This is a genomic window from Mesorhizobium alhagi CCNWXJ12-2 (genome assembly GCF_000236565.1).
Taxonomy (GTDB): domain Bacteria; phylum Pseudomonadota; class Alphaproteobacteria; order Rhizobiales; family Rhizobiaceae; genus Allomesorhizobium; species Allomesorhizobium alhagi.
The window spans coordinates 1-15,299 of record NZ_AHAM01000021.1; the positions used below are offsets into that span (position 1 = coordinate 1).

General features: G+C 62.5%; 13 protein-coding genes and 1 other RNA gene. 10 read left to right on the forward strand and 4 right to left on the reverse strand.

What is annotated here, in order from left to right; all coding sequences use genetic code 11:
• Window positions 1–1,178: DNA polymerase III subunit gamma/tau (locus tag MAXJ12_RS01760; RefSeq protein ID WP_008834019.1), on the reverse strand; the 1,178-nt coding region annotated here is incomplete at its 3' end.
• Window positions 1,179–1,296: 118 nt separating this feature from the next.
• An RNA gene (ffs, locus tag MAXJ12_RS34915) (signal recognition particle sRNA small type) lies at window positions 1,297–1,393 on the reverse strand.
• A 137-nt stretch (window positions 1,394–1,530) separates the two neighbouring features.
• Here ffs and MAXJ12_RS01765 point away from each other — a divergent pair.
• From MAXJ12_RS01765 to MAXJ12_RS01775, 3 genes are all read left to right on the forward strand, one after another.
• Complete coding sequence (locus MAXJ12_RS01765) at window positions 1,531–1,950, forward strand: HIT domain-containing protein (RefSeq protein ID WP_008834020.1); 420 nt, start codon at window positions 1,531–1,533, stop codon at window positions 1,948–1,950.
• 96 nt (window positions 1,951–2,046) lie between these two features.
• Window positions 2,047–2,988 carry an NAD(+) diphosphatase gene (gene nudC, locus MAXJ12_RS01770; protein ID WP_008834021.1) on the forward strand — a complete coding sequence of 314 codons (942 nt, stop codon included), beginning with the start codon at window positions 2,047–2,049 and terminating at the stop codon, window positions 2,986–2,988.
• Window positions 2,989–3,048: 60 nt separating this feature from the next.
• Entirely contained in the window at window positions 3,049–3,930 is an 882-nt protein-coding gene (locus tag MAXJ12_RS01775; protein ID WP_008834022.1) for a bifunctional helix-turn-helix transcriptional regulator/GNAT family N-acetyltransferase, read from the forward strand.
• Window positions 3,931–3,951: 21 nt separating this feature from the next.
• Here the strand turns inward: MAXJ12_RS01775 and MAXJ12_RS01780 are convergent, their stop codons facing one another.
• Entirely contained in the window at window positions 3,952–4,818 is an 867-nt protein-coding gene (locus MAXJ12_RS01780; RefSeq protein ID WP_008834023.1) for a prephenate dehydratase, read from the reverse strand.
• 9 nt (window positions 4,819–4,827) lie between these two features.
• On the reverse strand, window positions 4,828–5,559 hold the full coding sequence (locus MAXJ12_RS01785; RefSeq protein ID WP_008834024.1) for a 3-deoxy-manno-octulosonate cytidylyltransferase: 732 nt from the start codon (window positions 5,557–5,559) through the stop codon (window positions 4,828–4,830).
• 207 nt (window positions 5,560–5,766) lie between these two features.
• Between MAXJ12_RS01785 and MAXJ12_RS01790 the strand changes: the two genes are divergently transcribed.
• The 7 genes from MAXJ12_RS01790 to MAXJ12_RS01820 all read left to right on the forward strand — a co-directional run bounded on the left by MAXJ12_RS01790 (window position 5,767) and on the right by MAXJ12_RS01820 (window position 15,270).
• Complete coding sequence (locus MAXJ12_RS01790; protein WP_040584626.1) at window positions 5,767–6,495, forward strand: c-type cytochrome; 729 nt, start codon at window positions 5,767–5,769, stop codon at window positions 6,493–6,495.
• Between the two features lie 153 nt (window positions 6,496–6,648).
• Window positions 6,649–8,529, forward strand: a complete 1,881-nt coding sequence (locus MAXJ12_RS01795) for an extracellular solute-binding protein (RefSeq protein WP_008834026.1) — start codon at window positions 6,649–6,651, stop codon at window positions 8,527–8,529.
• The gene (locus tag MAXJ12_RS01800; RefSeq protein ID WP_008834027.1) at window positions 8,529–10,409 is read left to right on the forward strand and encodes an extracellular solute-binding protein; all 1,881 of its coding nucleotides are present in this window, start codon (window positions 8,529–8,531) and stop codon (window positions 10,407–10,409) included. Before MAXJ12_RS01795 ends, MAXJ12_RS01800 begins: the two co-directional genes overlap by 1 nt.
• Before the next feature lie 39 nt (window positions 10,410–10,448).
• Window positions 10,449–11,543 (forward strand): microcin C ABC transporter permease YejB, encoded by a 1,095-nt coding sequence (locus MAXJ12_RS01805; RefSeq protein ID WP_008834028.1) that lies wholly within the window; start codon window positions 10,449–10,451, stop codon window positions 11,541–11,543.
• A complete protein-coding gene (locus MAXJ12_RS01810; RefSeq protein ID WP_008834029.1) occupies window positions 11,543–12,676 on the forward strand; it encodes an ABC transporter permease in 1,134 nt (377 codons plus the stop codon). Before MAXJ12_RS01805 ends, MAXJ12_RS01810 begins: the two co-directional genes overlap by 1 nt.
• The gene (locus MAXJ12_RS01815; RefSeq protein ID WP_008834030.1) at window positions 12,673–14,304 is read left to right on the forward strand and encodes an ABC transporter ATP-binding protein; all 1,632 of its coding nucleotides are present in this window, start codon (window positions 12,673–12,675) and stop codon (window positions 14,302–14,304) included. The genes MAXJ12_RS01810 and MAXJ12_RS01815 overlap by 4 nt, the downstream gene beginning before the upstream one ends.
• Window positions 14,305–14,328: 24 nt before the next feature.
• Window positions 14,329–15,270: a 2-hydroxyacid dehydrogenase gene (locus tag MAXJ12_RS01820; RefSeq protein WP_008834031.1), complete on the forward strand. Its 942-nt coding sequence runs from the start codon at window positions 14,329–14,331 to the stop codon at window positions 15,268–15,270.
• The last annotated feature ends 29 nt before the right edge of the window (window positions 15,271–15,299 follow it).

Consider the following 15,299-nt stretch of genomic DNA (forward strand, 5'->3'; position numbering starts at 1 on the left):
TCGCCAAGCGACTTCAAAGCTTCGTCCAGCGTCGGCAGGTCGGAAGCATGCGCCAGGCGGATGAGCACCATTTCCGCCGCACTCACCGGCCGGTTCGAGGCCTGCACCTCGGGAATGCCCTTGAGCAGCATCTGCCAGCTGCGCGACAGCACGCGCACCGACAGCGCCTGGGCGAATTCGCGGCCGCGCCTGCGCTCCTCCTCGGACAGCGAAGCGTCATCGGCCGCCGACGGCACGAAGCGCAAGCGGGTGACGAGATGATTGAACTCGGCAAGGTCGGTCAGCACGGCGACCGGATCGGCGCCGGTGTCGTACTGGGCGCGGAATTCGTTGAGGGCGGCAGCCGCATCGCCCTTCATGACGTGCTCGAACAGGTCGACGATGCGGGCGCGATCGGCAAGTCCGAGCATCGAGCGCACCGCTTCCGCGGTCACCCTGCCGGCGCCATGCGCGATCGCCTGGTCGAGGATCGACTGGGCGTCGCGGACCGAACCTTCGGCGGCGCGCGCGATCATCGCCAGCGCGTCGTCATTGACCTCGATCTCTTCCAGCGAGGCAATATTGCGCAGATTGGCGGTCAGCGTTCCGGCGTCCACGCGGCGCAGGTCAAAGCGCTGGCAGCGCGACAGGATGGTGATCGGGACCTTGCGAATCTCGGTCGTTGCGAAGATGAACTTCACATGCGGCGGCGGCTCTTCCAGCGTCTTCAGCAGGCCGTTGAAGGCCTGCGTGGACAGCATGTGCACTTCGTCGATGATATAGACCTTGTAGCGTGCCGAGACGGGCGCGTAGCGGACTTGCTCGATGATGTCGCGAATGTCGTCGATGCCGGTGTGCGAGGCCGCGTCCATCTCGATTACGTCGACATGGCGGCCATCCATGATCGCCTTGCAGTGCTCGCCGAGCGTCGTAAGTTCGACAGAAGGCTGGTCGATTTCGGCCGTCTTGTAATTGAGCGCCCGCGCCAGGATGCGCGCCGTGGTGGTCTTGCCGACGCCGCGCACGCCGGTCAGCATCCAGGCCTGAGCGATACGGCCCGAAGAGAATGCGTTGGTGAGGGTGCGGACCATCGGCTCCTGGCCGATGAGGCCCGAAAAATCGGACGGACGGTATTTTCGCGCAAGAACGCGATAGGCGCCGGGGGCGTTGCCTGTCTGATTGCTTCCGGCTTCGCTCATTCGCCCGTTTTGCTCCACTGGCCAACTGTGCTCGGCCGATTCCAGAAATGTGAGTGTCGCCCGCGCCGCAACGCGCCGTCAATGTCGCGGCGGCCCTTAAAAAGCGGTTTGCGAAGAGGTGGGAGGCTGGAACAATGACCCGTTCCGGGCTCGTTAGGGCTGCTTCCTTCCGGACCTGACCCGGTTGGCGAGTGGATCGTCCACCACCAACCTCCCGGGTTCCATATCGTCAATTGCGTGGCGAATTGCAAGACCGGCGGCAGAATCGGCTGGGACAAGCAATTTGGGCCATGATTCGCTTGCAGCGCCCCGGAAGGCGCTCTAGCCTTTCCAGAAAGTCGAGGAAACGCCGATGCAGACTGGCCAAAAGGCCGGATTCGAGCTTGACGCCCGGCTCGAGGCCGACAGCGAACAGCTGATGTGGCTCGGCCTGTGCGAATTGCGCGTCATGAACGACCGGCGCTGGCCGTGGCTCATTCTGGTTCCGCAGCGCCCCGGCGCCGAGGAGGTGCATGAATTGACGCCGCTCGACCAGGCCATGTTGACTTTCGAATCCAATATGGTCGCGCAGGCGCTCAAAACCGCCACGGGCTGCACCAAGATCAACAGCGCGGCGCTGGGAAATATCGTGCGCCAACTCCATGTGCATGTGGTGGCTCGGTCCGAGGGTGACCCTGGCTGGCCGGGGCCTGTTTGGGGCCATGGCATGCGCGAACCCTATAAGCCTGACGACATCCGCCGCTTTTGCGAGAAAATCAAAGCTGCGCTGTAGCGAGCCGAGGGACAGTTTACATTTTTCCGCTCGCATGGAATTTCAGCGGCCACTGCCTTTCTGCGGAAAAGTAAACTGCCCCTGGAGCCAGACCTGATGCCGTTTCGCCTTTTCGACGCGCCAGAGCGCGAGCCCAGCCAGTCTGTCGGGTTTGCCGGCAACCTGATCGATCGGCAGTCGGAGAATCGCAGCGACGACTCCGTCGAGAAGGCATTGGAAGACCCGGGCGCACGCGTGATGCTGATGCGCGAGGGCCGTCTGCTGTTGAAGCGCATCGAGGACCGCTTCGACGCGCATTTCTTGCTGAACGAGTGCGATCCGCTCGAAACGAGGCTGGACGACGCAATCCTGCTCGGCTTTGACGAAAGCGGGCCGATACTTGCGGCGCCCTGCCTCCTGGATACCGAGCGCCTGCCCGAAACGATCAAGGCGATCGACCACCGCTCTATCTATATTCAAGGCCTCATTGATCCGGCCGCGCTTGGCGCGCTGGCGCAAGGGGCCGCGCTGTTATCGTGGCATGCAAGCCATGGCTATTGCGGCAGATGCGGGCACCGGACAGAGATGCGAGCCGGCGGCTACAGGCGGCGCTGCTCGGCTTGCAATACCGAGCATTTTCCGCGCACGGACCCCGTCGCGATAATGCTTTCAGTTACCGCCGACCGGTGCCTGCTGGGGCGAGGCAAGCATTTCGCACCCGGCATGTATTCGGCGCTCGCCGGCTTCATCGAGCCCGGCGAAACGATCGAGGCGGCGGTGCGCCGCGAGACCTTCGAGGAAGCAGGTATCCGGCTCGGGCGGGTGGTCTATCACGCGAGCCAGCCCTGGCCGTTTCCTTATTCGCTGATGATCGGCTGCTTCGGCGAGGCGCTGAGCGAGGACATTTCAGCCGACATGAACGAGTTGGAGGACTGCCGCTGGTTTTCCCGCGACGAGGTCCTGGCGGCCATGGCAGGCAATCATCCCGGCGGCGTATTCGTCCCGCCCAGCGGCGCCATCGCCCACCACCTGATCCGTCACTGGGCGGAGAGCGAATAGTTTACCTGACTCAAGTCAGATAATTCTTGCCTTGGCAAAATACCTGACTAAAGTCAGGCGATGGACAATTCGCAAATCATACAGATCCGCAGCTTCAGTCGCGCGGTGACGCGTCGTGTCGGCGCTTTGGACGAAAGCTACCTGCGCCGCGGACGCCCGCTCGGCGAGGCACGGCTGCTTTTCGAGATCGGGCCGGAAGGCGCGGGGCTTGGCGCGCTCCGCAGCCGGCTTGGACTGGATTCGGGCTATCTCAGCCGCATGTTGCGTTCGCTCGAGGCGCAGGGCCTCGTCTCGGTCGAAAAGCTCGACGGCGACGCCCGCAGCCGCCGCGCGATGCTGACCGAGAAGGGACGCGCCGAGCACGCAGCCTACGATGCCCTGTCGGACGAATTGGCGAATTCCATTCTCGAGCCGCTTTCAGCGGCGGCGAGAGACCGGCTTGTTGGCGCGATGGCGGAGGTCGAGCGGCTGCTCGCCGCCGCGTCGATCGCCGTCGAGGAGGAGGCCGCCGACACCGAGGAAGCACAGCAATGCCTGACGCAGTATTTCAACGAACTCGCCGAGCGCTTCGAGGAAGGGTTCGACCCGGGTAAGGGAAACGCGACGACCGAGAGCGATTTCATCCCTCCCCGGGGCAGTTTCGTGATCGCCCGACTAGACGGCAATCCCGTCGGATGCGGGGCGCTGCGGATGATCGATGCCGAGACGGCGGAAATCAAGCGGATGTGGGTCGCGCCTTCAGCGCGTGGGCTTGGCGTAGCCAGCCGCATGCTGCGCAAGCTGGAGGCGATCTCGGCGAGCTTCGGCGCCAAGACGGTGTGCCTCGACACCAACCGCTCGCTGAAGGAGGCGCAGTCACTCTATAAGCGCCAAGGCTACGACGAAATTGCCCGGTTCAACGACAATCCGTACGCCGACCATTGGTTCGCCAAGCGTCTGTAGCTGACGGCGCCGTTGCCGGCTTCAGTCCGCCACTTTCCATTCCTCACGCGATTCGCTGCGCGGATAGACGCCGAGAATGCGCACCTCCCTTGAGAAGAAGCGGAGTTCGTCGAGCGCCAGCTTGACATTGTTGTCGTCGGGATGACCCTCAATGTCGGCATAGAACAGCGTCGCCGTGAACGCGCCGAGCTGGTAGCTCTCGAGCTTCGTCATGTTGACGCCGTTGGTGGCGAAGCCGCCCATGGCCTTGTAGAGGGCGGCGGGCACGTTTCGCACGCGAAAGATGAAGGTCGTCATCATCCTGGCATCGGCGGTCGGCCGTTCCACCCAGTTCTTGGACCTGGACAAGACGACGAAGCGGGTGACGTTGTTTTCAGTGTCCTCGACATTCTCTTCGAGGATATCGAGACCGTAGAGGCTGGAAGCGAGCCGGGGCGCCAGAGCCGCCATCGTCCGGTCGTTCAGCTCGGCGACCAGCTTTGCCGCACCCGCCGTGTCGCCGGCGACCATCGGTTTCCAGCCATTCTTGCGGATGTATTTGCGGCACTGCCCAAGCGCGTGGATATGGCTGTGTATGGTCTTGATTTCCTGCCTTTTCACGCCCGGCAGCACCATCAGCTGGAAGTGGATCGGCAGGAAATATTCGCCGACGATGTGCAGCCGCGATTCGGGCAAGAGATGGTGGATGTCGGCCACTCGCCCTGCGATGGTGTTCTCGATCGGGATCATCGCGAGGTCGGCCTTGCCGGTCTCGACCGCGTTGAACGCATCCTCGAAGGTTGGGCAGGGCAGCGGCTCCATCGACGGATAGACGTTGCGGCAGGCGGTGTCCGAATTGGCGCCCGGCTCGCCCTGGAAGGATATTCTGTTGGTCTTTTCAGGCGGCATGATCGGCCTTCAGGAATTGGTCAGGATTTCGCGGGCACGGGCGAGATCTTCGGCCGTGTCGACACCGAGCGGCACCGATTGCACGATCTCAACGTCGATACGCATTCCCGCTTCGAGCGCCCGCAACTGCTCGAGTCGCTCACGCCGTTCCAGCGGAGACGGCGAGAGGCTTACGAAGCGTTCCAGCGCTGCGCGCCGATAGGCGTAAAGCCCGATGTGATGGTAGAGCGGCCCTTCGCCCCAAGGCGCTGTCGCGCGGGTGAAGTAAAGCGCATGCAGCCGGGTTTCGGAAAGCGGCGAGCCGACGACCTTGACGACGTTCGGGTTGGTCTTTTCCTCGTCGCGGTGAATTTCGACACCCAATGTGGCGATGTCCACCGCCTGGTCTTCCAAAGGCCGCAAGGCGGCGCGGATGGTTTCCGGATCGATGGTCGGCAGGTCGCCCTGAACGTTGATGACGGTCTCGACCTTGCCGCCGGGATCGAGCGCCGACAGGGCTTCGAATATCCTGTCCGAACCCGATTCGTGGTCCGTCCGGGTCATGACCGCCTCGAAGCCGTGAGCCTGCACCGCCTCGCGCACGGCTTCGGTGTCGGTTGCCACGACGACGCGGCCGAGCCCGCTCTCGCGCGCTCGATCGGCGACGTGGACGATCATCGGGCGGCCGGAAATGTCGGCCATCGGCTTGCCCGGAAGGCGGGTCGAAGCCATGCGGGCGGGGATCAGAATGAGGGTCGACATGGCGCGGGTAAATCAGTCTCGGAAGGGCGGTTGAAAGTGTCAAAAGGTCTCACTGACCCCGCCCTTATAGGTGTTGCAACCCACAAGCAAAAGACCTAGTTTCCGCCGCAATTCGGCCGGGCACGGCCGGTTTGTGAAATCATGCCGGCTGCCTTCGTGGAGGCGCACCTCCTGCCAGCCAGCCGGATCAGGAAGCCTGGGGCGCAGATGGACTCTTTCGAATTCAACAAGCTGATCGGCGGTCTCCTGGGCGCAGTGTTCGTCGTGTTCTCAATTTCGATCGCTTCCGACGCGATCTTCGCCTCCCCCTCTCCGGAGAAGCCCGGTTTCATCATCGAAGCGGTCGAAGAAGAGCCCGCTGAAGGCCCGGCGGCGCCCGTTGAAGAGCCTATCGCCGTGCTGCTGGCCAGCGCCAACCCGGAAGCCGGCGCGGCCGCATTCAAGAAGTGCACCGCCTGCCACACCGCCGAAAGCGGCGGCGCCAACAAGATCGGGCCCAATCTCTGGAACATCGTCAACCGTCCGCTGGCCTCGCATGAAGGCTTCGCATATTCCGCGGCGATGAAGGAGTTCGCCCAGGGCGGCTCGGTGGTCTGGGATTACGAGCACCTCAGCAATTTCCTCGCGTCGCCGAAAGGCTACATCAAGGGCACCGCGATGAGTTTCGCTGGCGTGAAGAAGCCCGACGAGCGCGCCAATCTGATCGCCTATCTGCGCACGCTGTCTGACAGCCCCGCGCCGCTGCCCGAGGCGGCCGCTCCCGCCGCAGCCGCCGAACCCGCGGCCGCCGCCCCCGAAGGCGCCGCCGCGCCTGCCGAAGCTGCGCCTGCACCGGAAGCAACTCCTGCGCCGGCCGAGTCCGCTCCTGCGCCTGCGGAGCCAGCTGCTCCTGCGGAGCCAGCGCCGGCTCCGGCAGAACCGGCGCCTGCTCAATGACGAAATTGTAATCTCGAAAATCACGAAAAAGCCGGGTTCCGCCCGGCTTTTTTGTTAGACATTCTGAATATGCCGCCGAATGCTGGCCCAAGGCGTTTTCAGGAACCGGAGTTGGCCTAGATAGGCTCTCGAAGGTCTGATGGAGAATGAGTGATGAACGTTTGCGGAATCGGTTTCCTTGGCAAGGCCGGACTGGCTGCCGCGATACTCGCATCCGGCCTCCTTTCGGCATCGGCGGACGAATGGCGCACCTCCGACTCGCTGACCGGCGAATCCAAATACGGCCAGGATTTCAAACGTTACGACCATGTGAACCCTGACGCACCCAAGGGCGGTACGCTCAATTCCACCGTGGTCGGCACATTCGACAGCTTCAACCCCTATATCGTCCAAGGCAGCCCGGCGGCGGGTTTGGCCGCATTCGGCGGGGGGTTGCTGTATGACACGCTGATGGAGCAGTCGGTCGACGAGCCGAGCGTCAGTCATGCGCTCGTGGCCGAGGCCTTCAAGTTTCCTGACGATTTCTCCTCGGCCACCTATCGCCTCAACCCGAAGGCGAAATGGCACGACGGCAAGCCGATCACCGTGGAAGACGTCATCTGGTCCTTCAACGTGCTCAAGGAGCACAGTCCGCAATACAGCCATTATTACGCCAACGTGACGGAAGCGGTGGCGATTTCCGATCGCGAAGTCGAGTTCCGTTTCGACCAGAAGGGAAATCGCGAACTGCCGCACATCATGGGCGATCTCGTCGTTTTGCCGAAGCACTGGTGGGAAGGCACCGATGCTTCGGGCAAGAAGCGGGACATCACGAGGCCGACGCTGGAAGCACCGCTCGGCTCGGCCGCCTATCGCATCGAGAGCTTCAAGCCGGGATCGCAGATCGTCTGGACCCGCGTGCCCGATTATTGGGCCGCGGATCTGCCGGTGAAAGTCGGCCGCGAAAATTTCGATCGCCGGACATATCTCTATTTCCAGGACGACAATGCAGCCTGGCAGGCTTTTACCAAGGGTGGGTTCGAGGATTTTCACCTTGAGAACCGCTCCCAGCGTTGGGCAACAGGGTATAATTTTCCAGCGGTCCAGGCTGGCGACGTGATCAAGAAGGAATTTCCGACGACTTCGGGCGAACCGATGCAGGGATTCGTGCTCAATCTGCGCAAGCCGCAATTCCAGGATCGGCGCGTCCGTCAGGCGCTTACTTACGCGTTTGATTTCGAAAGCATGAACCGGACGCTGTTCTACAACTCGTATACCAGGACGGACAGCTATTTCGAGGGCGGGGAACTCGCCTCGAGCGGCCTTCCGCAGGGCAAGGAGCTCGAGATTCTCGAAGAATATCGTGACCAGCTTCCACCGGAACTTTTCACCGAAGAGTTCAAACTGCCTGTCTACGACTCGCCCCAGGCAACGCGCGACAATCTGCGGCGCGCTTTCCAGCTGCTCAAGGAAGCCGGATGGAACAATCGAGACGGCAAGCTCGTCAACGACAAAGGCGAGCAGTTCAAAATCGAGTTTCTTGGCGACGATCCAACCGACGACCGTGTGACCGGCCCCTTCATGGAGAACCTTCGGCGACTCGGCATCGATGCAACGCTGCGCATCGTGGACGCCAGCCAGTATGTGAACCGGTACCGCAGCTTCGAATTCGACGCGCTAACTGCCGTGCTGATGCAGTCGCAATCGCCCGGCAACGAGCAGCGCGACTTCTGGAGCTCCAAGGCAGCCGACTCGCCGGGATCGCGCAACATCATGGGCATCAAGAATCCCGTTGTAGACGCGCTGGTCGATCGCGTGATCTTCGCCACCGATCGTGATGATTTGCTCGCCGCGACCCATGCGCTCGACCGGGTGCTGCTGTGGAATTACTACGTCGTACCGCAATGGCATTTGCCGGAGGTCTGGACCGCCTACTGGAACAAGTTCGGCTTCCCCGAAAAGCAGCCGAGCTATGCCGGCGTCGATATAGAATCCTGGTGGGTCGACCCTGAAAAGGAAGCCGCGCTCGCGGCTAAATACGAGAGCATCAATTGATGCGGCCGATTCCGCGACGGAGTTTTCTTGCCGGGGCCGCGTCCGCGGCGGCCGTACCACTGCTGCCATCGATTGCCTTTGCCGCAACGCCGACCAGCACGAAGCTGCATGGCCTGTCGGCTTTCGGCGACCTGAAATACCCCGCGGATTTCCTGCATTTCGACTACGTCAACCCCGACGCGCCCAAAGGCGGCACATTCAACTTTTCGCCGCCCAACTGGTTTTTCAACCAGAGCACGCTGACCTTCAACACGCTGAACAGCTTCGTGCCCAGGGGCGATGCCCCTCCGCGTATGGAAATATGCTTCGACTCGCTGATGACTGGCATCCTGACCGGCCCGCTCGATGAACCCGATGCCGTTTACGGGCTGCTTGCCGAGACAGTCACACTCTCGGATGACCGCAACACATTTGAGTTTGCGTTGCGCCCGGAAGCGAAATTCCATGACGGGACGCCGCTGACCGCCGAGGACTGCGCCTTCACCTTCAAGCTCTTCAAAAAGGAAGGCCACCCCAACCTGCTGCTGCCGCTGAGCGAAATGACCGACGCAGTGGCGGTCGATGCGCGCACTCTCCGCCTTGTCTTTTCGGGCAAGCAGTCTGCGCGTACGGTGCTCAACGTTGTCAGCTTTCCGATTCTTTCGAAAGCCTATTTCGACGCCAATCCGTTCGATGGACGCGGTCTGAAGCCGCTGCTCGGCTCCGGGCCGTACAAGGTCGGGCGTGTCGTGGCCGGACAGGCCATCGAATATGAGCGCGTCGCCGACTATTGGGGCCGAGATCTGCCGGTCAATCGCGGATTGTACAATTTCGACCGCATCCGGATCGAATTCTACGGCGCGCGGCAGGCCGCATTCGAAGCCTTCAAGAAGGGCAACATCTTCTACCGGCAGGAACACACCGCGCGCGTCTGGGCCACGGAGTATAATTTTCCGGCGATGGCCGCAGGCAAGGTCATCAAGCGCGAGTTTCCCGCCGAGAAGCGGCCATCCATGCAGGCAATCGCGGTCAACCAGCGCCGCGAGCGTTTCCGCGACCGGCGCGTGCGTCAGGCGATCGCGCTTTGCTTCGACTTCGAATGGACGAAGCGCAATCTGTTCTACGATGCCTATGAGCGGTCGCAATCTTCCTTCGAGAAGTCCGACTACAAGGCCGAGGGCATGCCTTCGCCGGCGGAACTGGAGTTGCTGGAGCCCCTGCGCGACAAGATTCCGCCGGAGGCATTCGGTGAAGCGGTCATCCAGCCTGTGTCCGACGGGTCCGGCCGTGACCGCAAGCTTCTAAGCGCGGCCTCCAAGCTGCTGGCGGAGGCGGGGTGGAAGCGGGACGGTCCTCTCGTCGCCAACGGCAAGGGGGAAAGCCTGGCCGTGGAATTCCTGGTCGAGGACGACTCGCTTGCCCGCGTTCTCACGTCGTGGATGGAGAATATGAGGGCGATCGGCATCGACGCCACCATCCGCATGGTCGATTCGGCGCAGTACCAGGCGCGGCAGGCCGATTTCGATTTCGACCTTGTTATGATGGCGCTTTCCTTCACCGCCACGCCGACCCGCGACGACATGGAATCGCTATTCCATTCCCGCTCGGCCAATCTGCCGGGCGCGAGAAATCTTCCGGGCACCGCCGATCCCGCCATCGACGAGCTGATCGATGCCGTCGGCCGCGCCGCCGACCGCGAAAGCCTGGTTACGGCGGTCCGCGCACTCGACCGGGTCTTGCGCGCGCGGCTCGACTGGATTCCAAATTGGTTTTCGGCGAATCACCGTGCGGCCTTCTGGGACATGTTCGGCTTCAAGGAGCCGAAACCCGATTACGGCTTCCCGGTCGAAGCCATGTGGTGGTTCGACAAGGACAAGGCGGCAGCGATTGGGAAGGGCTGACATCATCTCCAGACCATCTTCCGAAAGGGTTTCGGCCTAATGGGCGCCTATATCCTCAGGCGCGTGCTTTTGATGATCCCGACGCTGTTCGGCATCATGGCGATCTCCTTCATCGTCATCCAGTTCGCGCCCGGCGGACCGGTCGAGCAGGTGATTGCGCAATTGACCGGGCAGGGCGGCGAAGACCGCCTTTCGGGCGGCGGCAGCGACATGGCTGCGGGCAATGTCGACGCCGGCGGCGGGGCTTCATCGAGATATCGCGGCGCGCAGGGGCTTAACCCCGAATTCATCGCCAAGCTGGAACAGCAATTCGGCTTCGACAGGCCGCCGCTCGAACGCTTCTTCAAGATGCTGTGGGACTATGCCCGCTTCGATTTCGGCGAGAGTTTCTTTCGCGACATCTCGGTCATCGACCTGATCCTTGAGAAAATGCCGGTGTCGATCTCGATTGGGCTGTGGACCACGCTCATCTCGTATCTGATCTCGATCCCGCTCGGCATCCGCAAGGCTGTCAAGGACGGGTCGGCCTTCGATGTCTGGACCAGCGGAATCGTCATCGTCGGCTACGCAATCCCGGGCTTTCTGTTCGCCATCCTGCTCATGGTGCTGTTTGCGGGCGGATCGTTCTTCGACTGGTTTCCGCTGCGCGGCCTGTATTCAGACAATTTCGACCAGCTGTCGCTCGGCGAAAAAATCCTCGACTATTTCTGGCATCTTGCGCTGCCGCTGACGGCTCTGGTGCTCTCCGCCTTCGCAACCACGACGCTGCTCACCAAGAACTCGTTCCTGGATGAAATCCGCAAGCAGTATGTGGTTACGGCGCGCGCCAAGGGGCTGTCCGAAGGGCGCGTCCTTTACGGCCATGTCTTCCGCAATGCCATGCTGATCGTCATCGCCGGTTTTCCCGGCGCCTTCATCGCGGCCTTCTTCACCGGTTCGCTGCTGATCGAGAACATCTTCTCGCTCGACGGGCTAGGCCTTCTCGGCTTTCGCTCCGTGGTCGCGCGCGACTACCCCGTCGTCTTCGCCAACCTCTACATTTTCTCGCTGATCGGCCTGTTCGTGGGCCTCATCTCCGACCTGATCTACACCTGGATTGACCCGCGCATCGACTTCGAGCGGAGGGATGTCTGATGGCGGCGGTCGAAGGATTCGGCCAGCGCGCCGCCCGGCCATGGCTGTCGCCGCTCAACCAGCGGCGCTGGCAGAACTTCAAGGCGAACCGGCGCGGCTACTGGTCACTCTGGATCTTCCTCGTCCTGTTCGTCCTGTCGATGTTTGCGGAGTTCGTCGCCAATGACAGGCCGATCCTCGCCTTCTACAAGGGCGAATTGCTGGTTCCGGCGCTTATCGACTATCCGGAGGAGAAATTCGGTGGCTTCTATGCAGTCACCGACTATCGCGACCCCGTAATATCGGACGAGATCGAGGCCAATGGCTGGCTGCTCTGGCCGCCGGTCCGCTATTCGTACCGGTCGGTGAACAATGAAATCCCCGAGGCCGCTCCGTCCAAGCCGTCCTGGATGTTCACGAAGGAAGAACGCTGCCAGCGCTATCCGCTTGGCGTCGACGACCCGAACTGCACCATAGGCAACTGGAATTGGCTCGGCACAGACGACCAGGCGCGCGACGTGCTGGCCCGCGTCATCTACGGCTTCCGCGTTTCGGTGCTGTTCGGCCTGATCCTGACTCTCGGGTCGGCGGTCATCGGCGTTTCGTCAGGTGCGGTCCAGGGCTATTTCGGCGGAATGACAGATCTCATCTTCCAACGCATCATCGAGATCTGGTCGTCGATCCCGGTGCTCTACCTGCTCCTCATCATCGCGGCGATCCTGCCGCCAGGCTTCTTCATCCTGCTTGGCATCATGCTCCTGTTCTCCTGGGTGAGCTTCGTCGGCATCGTGCGCGCCGAATTCCTGCGCGCGCGCAACTTCGAATATGTAAACGCCGCGCGCGCGCTCGGCGTGCCCAACCGCACCATCATGTTCCGCCACCTCCTGCCCAACGCGATGGTGGCGACGCTGACGTTCCTGCCCTTCATCCTGAACGGGTCGATCACCACGCTGACCTCGCTCGACTTCCTCGGCTTCGGCCTGCCGCCAGGTTCAGCCTCGCTCGGCGAACTGCTGAAGCAGGGCCAGCGCAACCTCAACGCGCCCTGGCTCGGCTTCTCGGGTTTCATCGTCATGTCGCTGATGCTGTCGCTGCTGATCTTCATCGGCGAGGCGACGCGCGACGCGTTCGATCCAAGGAAGACGTTCAAGTGAGCGCGGCTCCCCTTCTCTCGGTCCGCGATCTTTCCGTCGCCTTCAGCCAGGGCGGCAGGACGACCGCCGCCGTCGATCATATCTCCTTCGACATCGCCAAGGGCGAGACGGTGGCGCTGGTCGGCGAATCGGGGTCGGGCAAATCGGTCTCGGCGCTTTCGGTGCTCAAGCTTTTGCCCTATCCGCCGGCGAGCCATCCGTCCGGCCAGATACTGTTTCATGGCAACGATCTCCTGGCGCAGGGCGAGAACGAGTTGCGCAAGGTGCGCGGCAACAAGATCACCATGATCTTCCAGGAGCCGATGACCTCGCTTAACCCGCTGCACACGATCGAGCAGCAGATCGTCGAAATCCTGGCGCTGCACCAGGGCATGGGCGACCGCCAGGCGCGCGCCCGCACGCTCGAACTGCTCAACGAGGTCGGCATACGCGAGCCGCAGAAGCGCCTCCAGGCCTACCCGCATCAATTGTCGGGCGGGCAGCGCCAGCGCGTGATGATCGCCATGGCGCTGGCCAACGAGCCGGAACTCTTGATCGCCGACGAGCCGACCACCGCACTGGACGTGACCGTGCAGGCACAGATTCTCGAACTGCTTGCCGGTCTGAAGGCCCGCAAGGGCATGTCGATGCTGTTCATCACCCACGACCTCGGCATCGTCCGCAAGATCGCCGACCGCGTCTGCGTGATGACGAACGGCAAGATCGTCGAGACGGGGCCGACCAAGGAAATCTTCGACAATCCGAAGCACGACTACACCCGCCATCTGCTCGCCGCCGAGCCGAAGGGCCAGCCGCCGGTCGCCGACACCAGCGCAAAGACGGTGATGTCGGGAGAAGGCGTGAAAGTGTGGTTTCCGATCAAGCAGGGCTTCTTTCGCAGGATCGTCGATCATGTGAAGGCAGTGGACGGCATCGACGTCACAGTGCGTGCCGGCCAGACGCTCGGCGTGGTAGGCGAATCCGGCTCGGGCAAGACGACGCTCGGTCTCGCCCTCGCCCGCATGATCTCGTCCGAAGGCAAGATCCATTTCAACGGCCGCGACATCGACCGGCTTTCGTTCAACGAAATGCGCCCGCTGCGCCGCGAATTGCAGATCGTCTTCCAGGATCCGTTCGGTTCGCTGAGTCCGCGCATGTCGATTGCCGAGATCATCGAGGAAGGGCTGAAGATCCACGAGCCGAAATTGTCGGAGGAAGAGCGCGACCGGCGGGTGGTGGATGTGCTGAAGGAAGTCGGGCTCGATCCCGAGACGCGCTTCCGCTATCCGCATGAATTTTCCGGAGGGCAGCGCCAGCGCATCGCCATCGCGCGGGCGATGGTGCTCAACCCGCGCTTCGTGATGCTCGACGAGCCGACCTCGGCGCTCGACATGAGCGTGCAGGCTCAAGTGGTGGATCTTTTGCGCGACCTGCAGGTGAGGCACGATCTCGCCTATCTGTTTATCAGCCACGATCTGAAGGTGATCCGGGCGCTCGCCAACGAGGTGATCGTCATGCGCAACGGCAAGATCGTCGAGTTCGGCCCGGCCAAGCAGATTTTCGAGGCGCCGAAGTCGGATTACACGAGAGCGCTGATTTCGGCGGCGTTCAAGATCGAGACTGCGCCGACCGGAATCGTCAGCGAATAGCATGCCAGGAAAGAGACTGAGATCATGCAGAAGGGCCGCATCCTGCTTTCGGTCACCGGCTTCAATCCGCAGCGCTGGCAGGAATTGCTGTCAGCCGACCGCGAGGTGGTGCTGGCGCCGGACGGGCCGAACGATCCGACGATCACCTATGCGGTGGTGTGGAAGCAGCGTCCGAACCTGCTTGCCGGCCTGCCGAACCTGCGCGCCATATTCTCGATCGGCGCCGGCGTCGATCACATCTTCACCGATCCGACGGTGCCGGACGTGCCCATCGTGCGCGTCGTCGCCGAAAATCTCACCCAATACATGACCGAATATGTCACCTGGCGGGTGCTCGACCATCATCGGCAGGGCATGCTGTACCGCACCCAGCAGCGCAAGAAGATCTGGCATGAGCCGCCGCAGCGGCCTGCAAACGACATTTCGGTAGGCATCATGGGTCTGGGGCAGCTTGGCCGCGCGGCAGCCCAGGCGCTGCTGGCGCTTGGCTTCCGCGTCAATGGCTGGGGCCGCACGGACCGGCCGATGGCCGGCGTCACGACATTTTCCGGCGATGGCGGGCTGATCCCGTTCCTCAACGCCACCGACATCCTCGTGGTGCTTCTGCCGCTGACGCCGGCAACGCATGGCATCGTCAATTACGGGCTGCTTCGGGAACTCAGACGACGCAACGGTCTCGGCGGGGCGGTGCTGATCAATGCCGGGCGCGGCAGGCTGCAGCGCGACGCCGACATCTTGCGCGCGCTGGAGGATGGCACGCTGAAGGAAGCGAGCCTCGACGTGTTCGAGGTAGAGCCCCTGCCCCGCACCAGCCCGCTCTGGGCGCATCCGCGCGTCTTTGTCACGCCGCATGCGGCGGCGACATCCGACCCGGCGCACCTCGCCGCGCCGATGCTCGAGCAGATGGACGCCTACGAGCGCGGCGAGCCGCTGCACAATCTGGTCAATCGCGAGGCGGGGTATTAACCCGGGCATTTCTCGCCGGCTCGCCATCC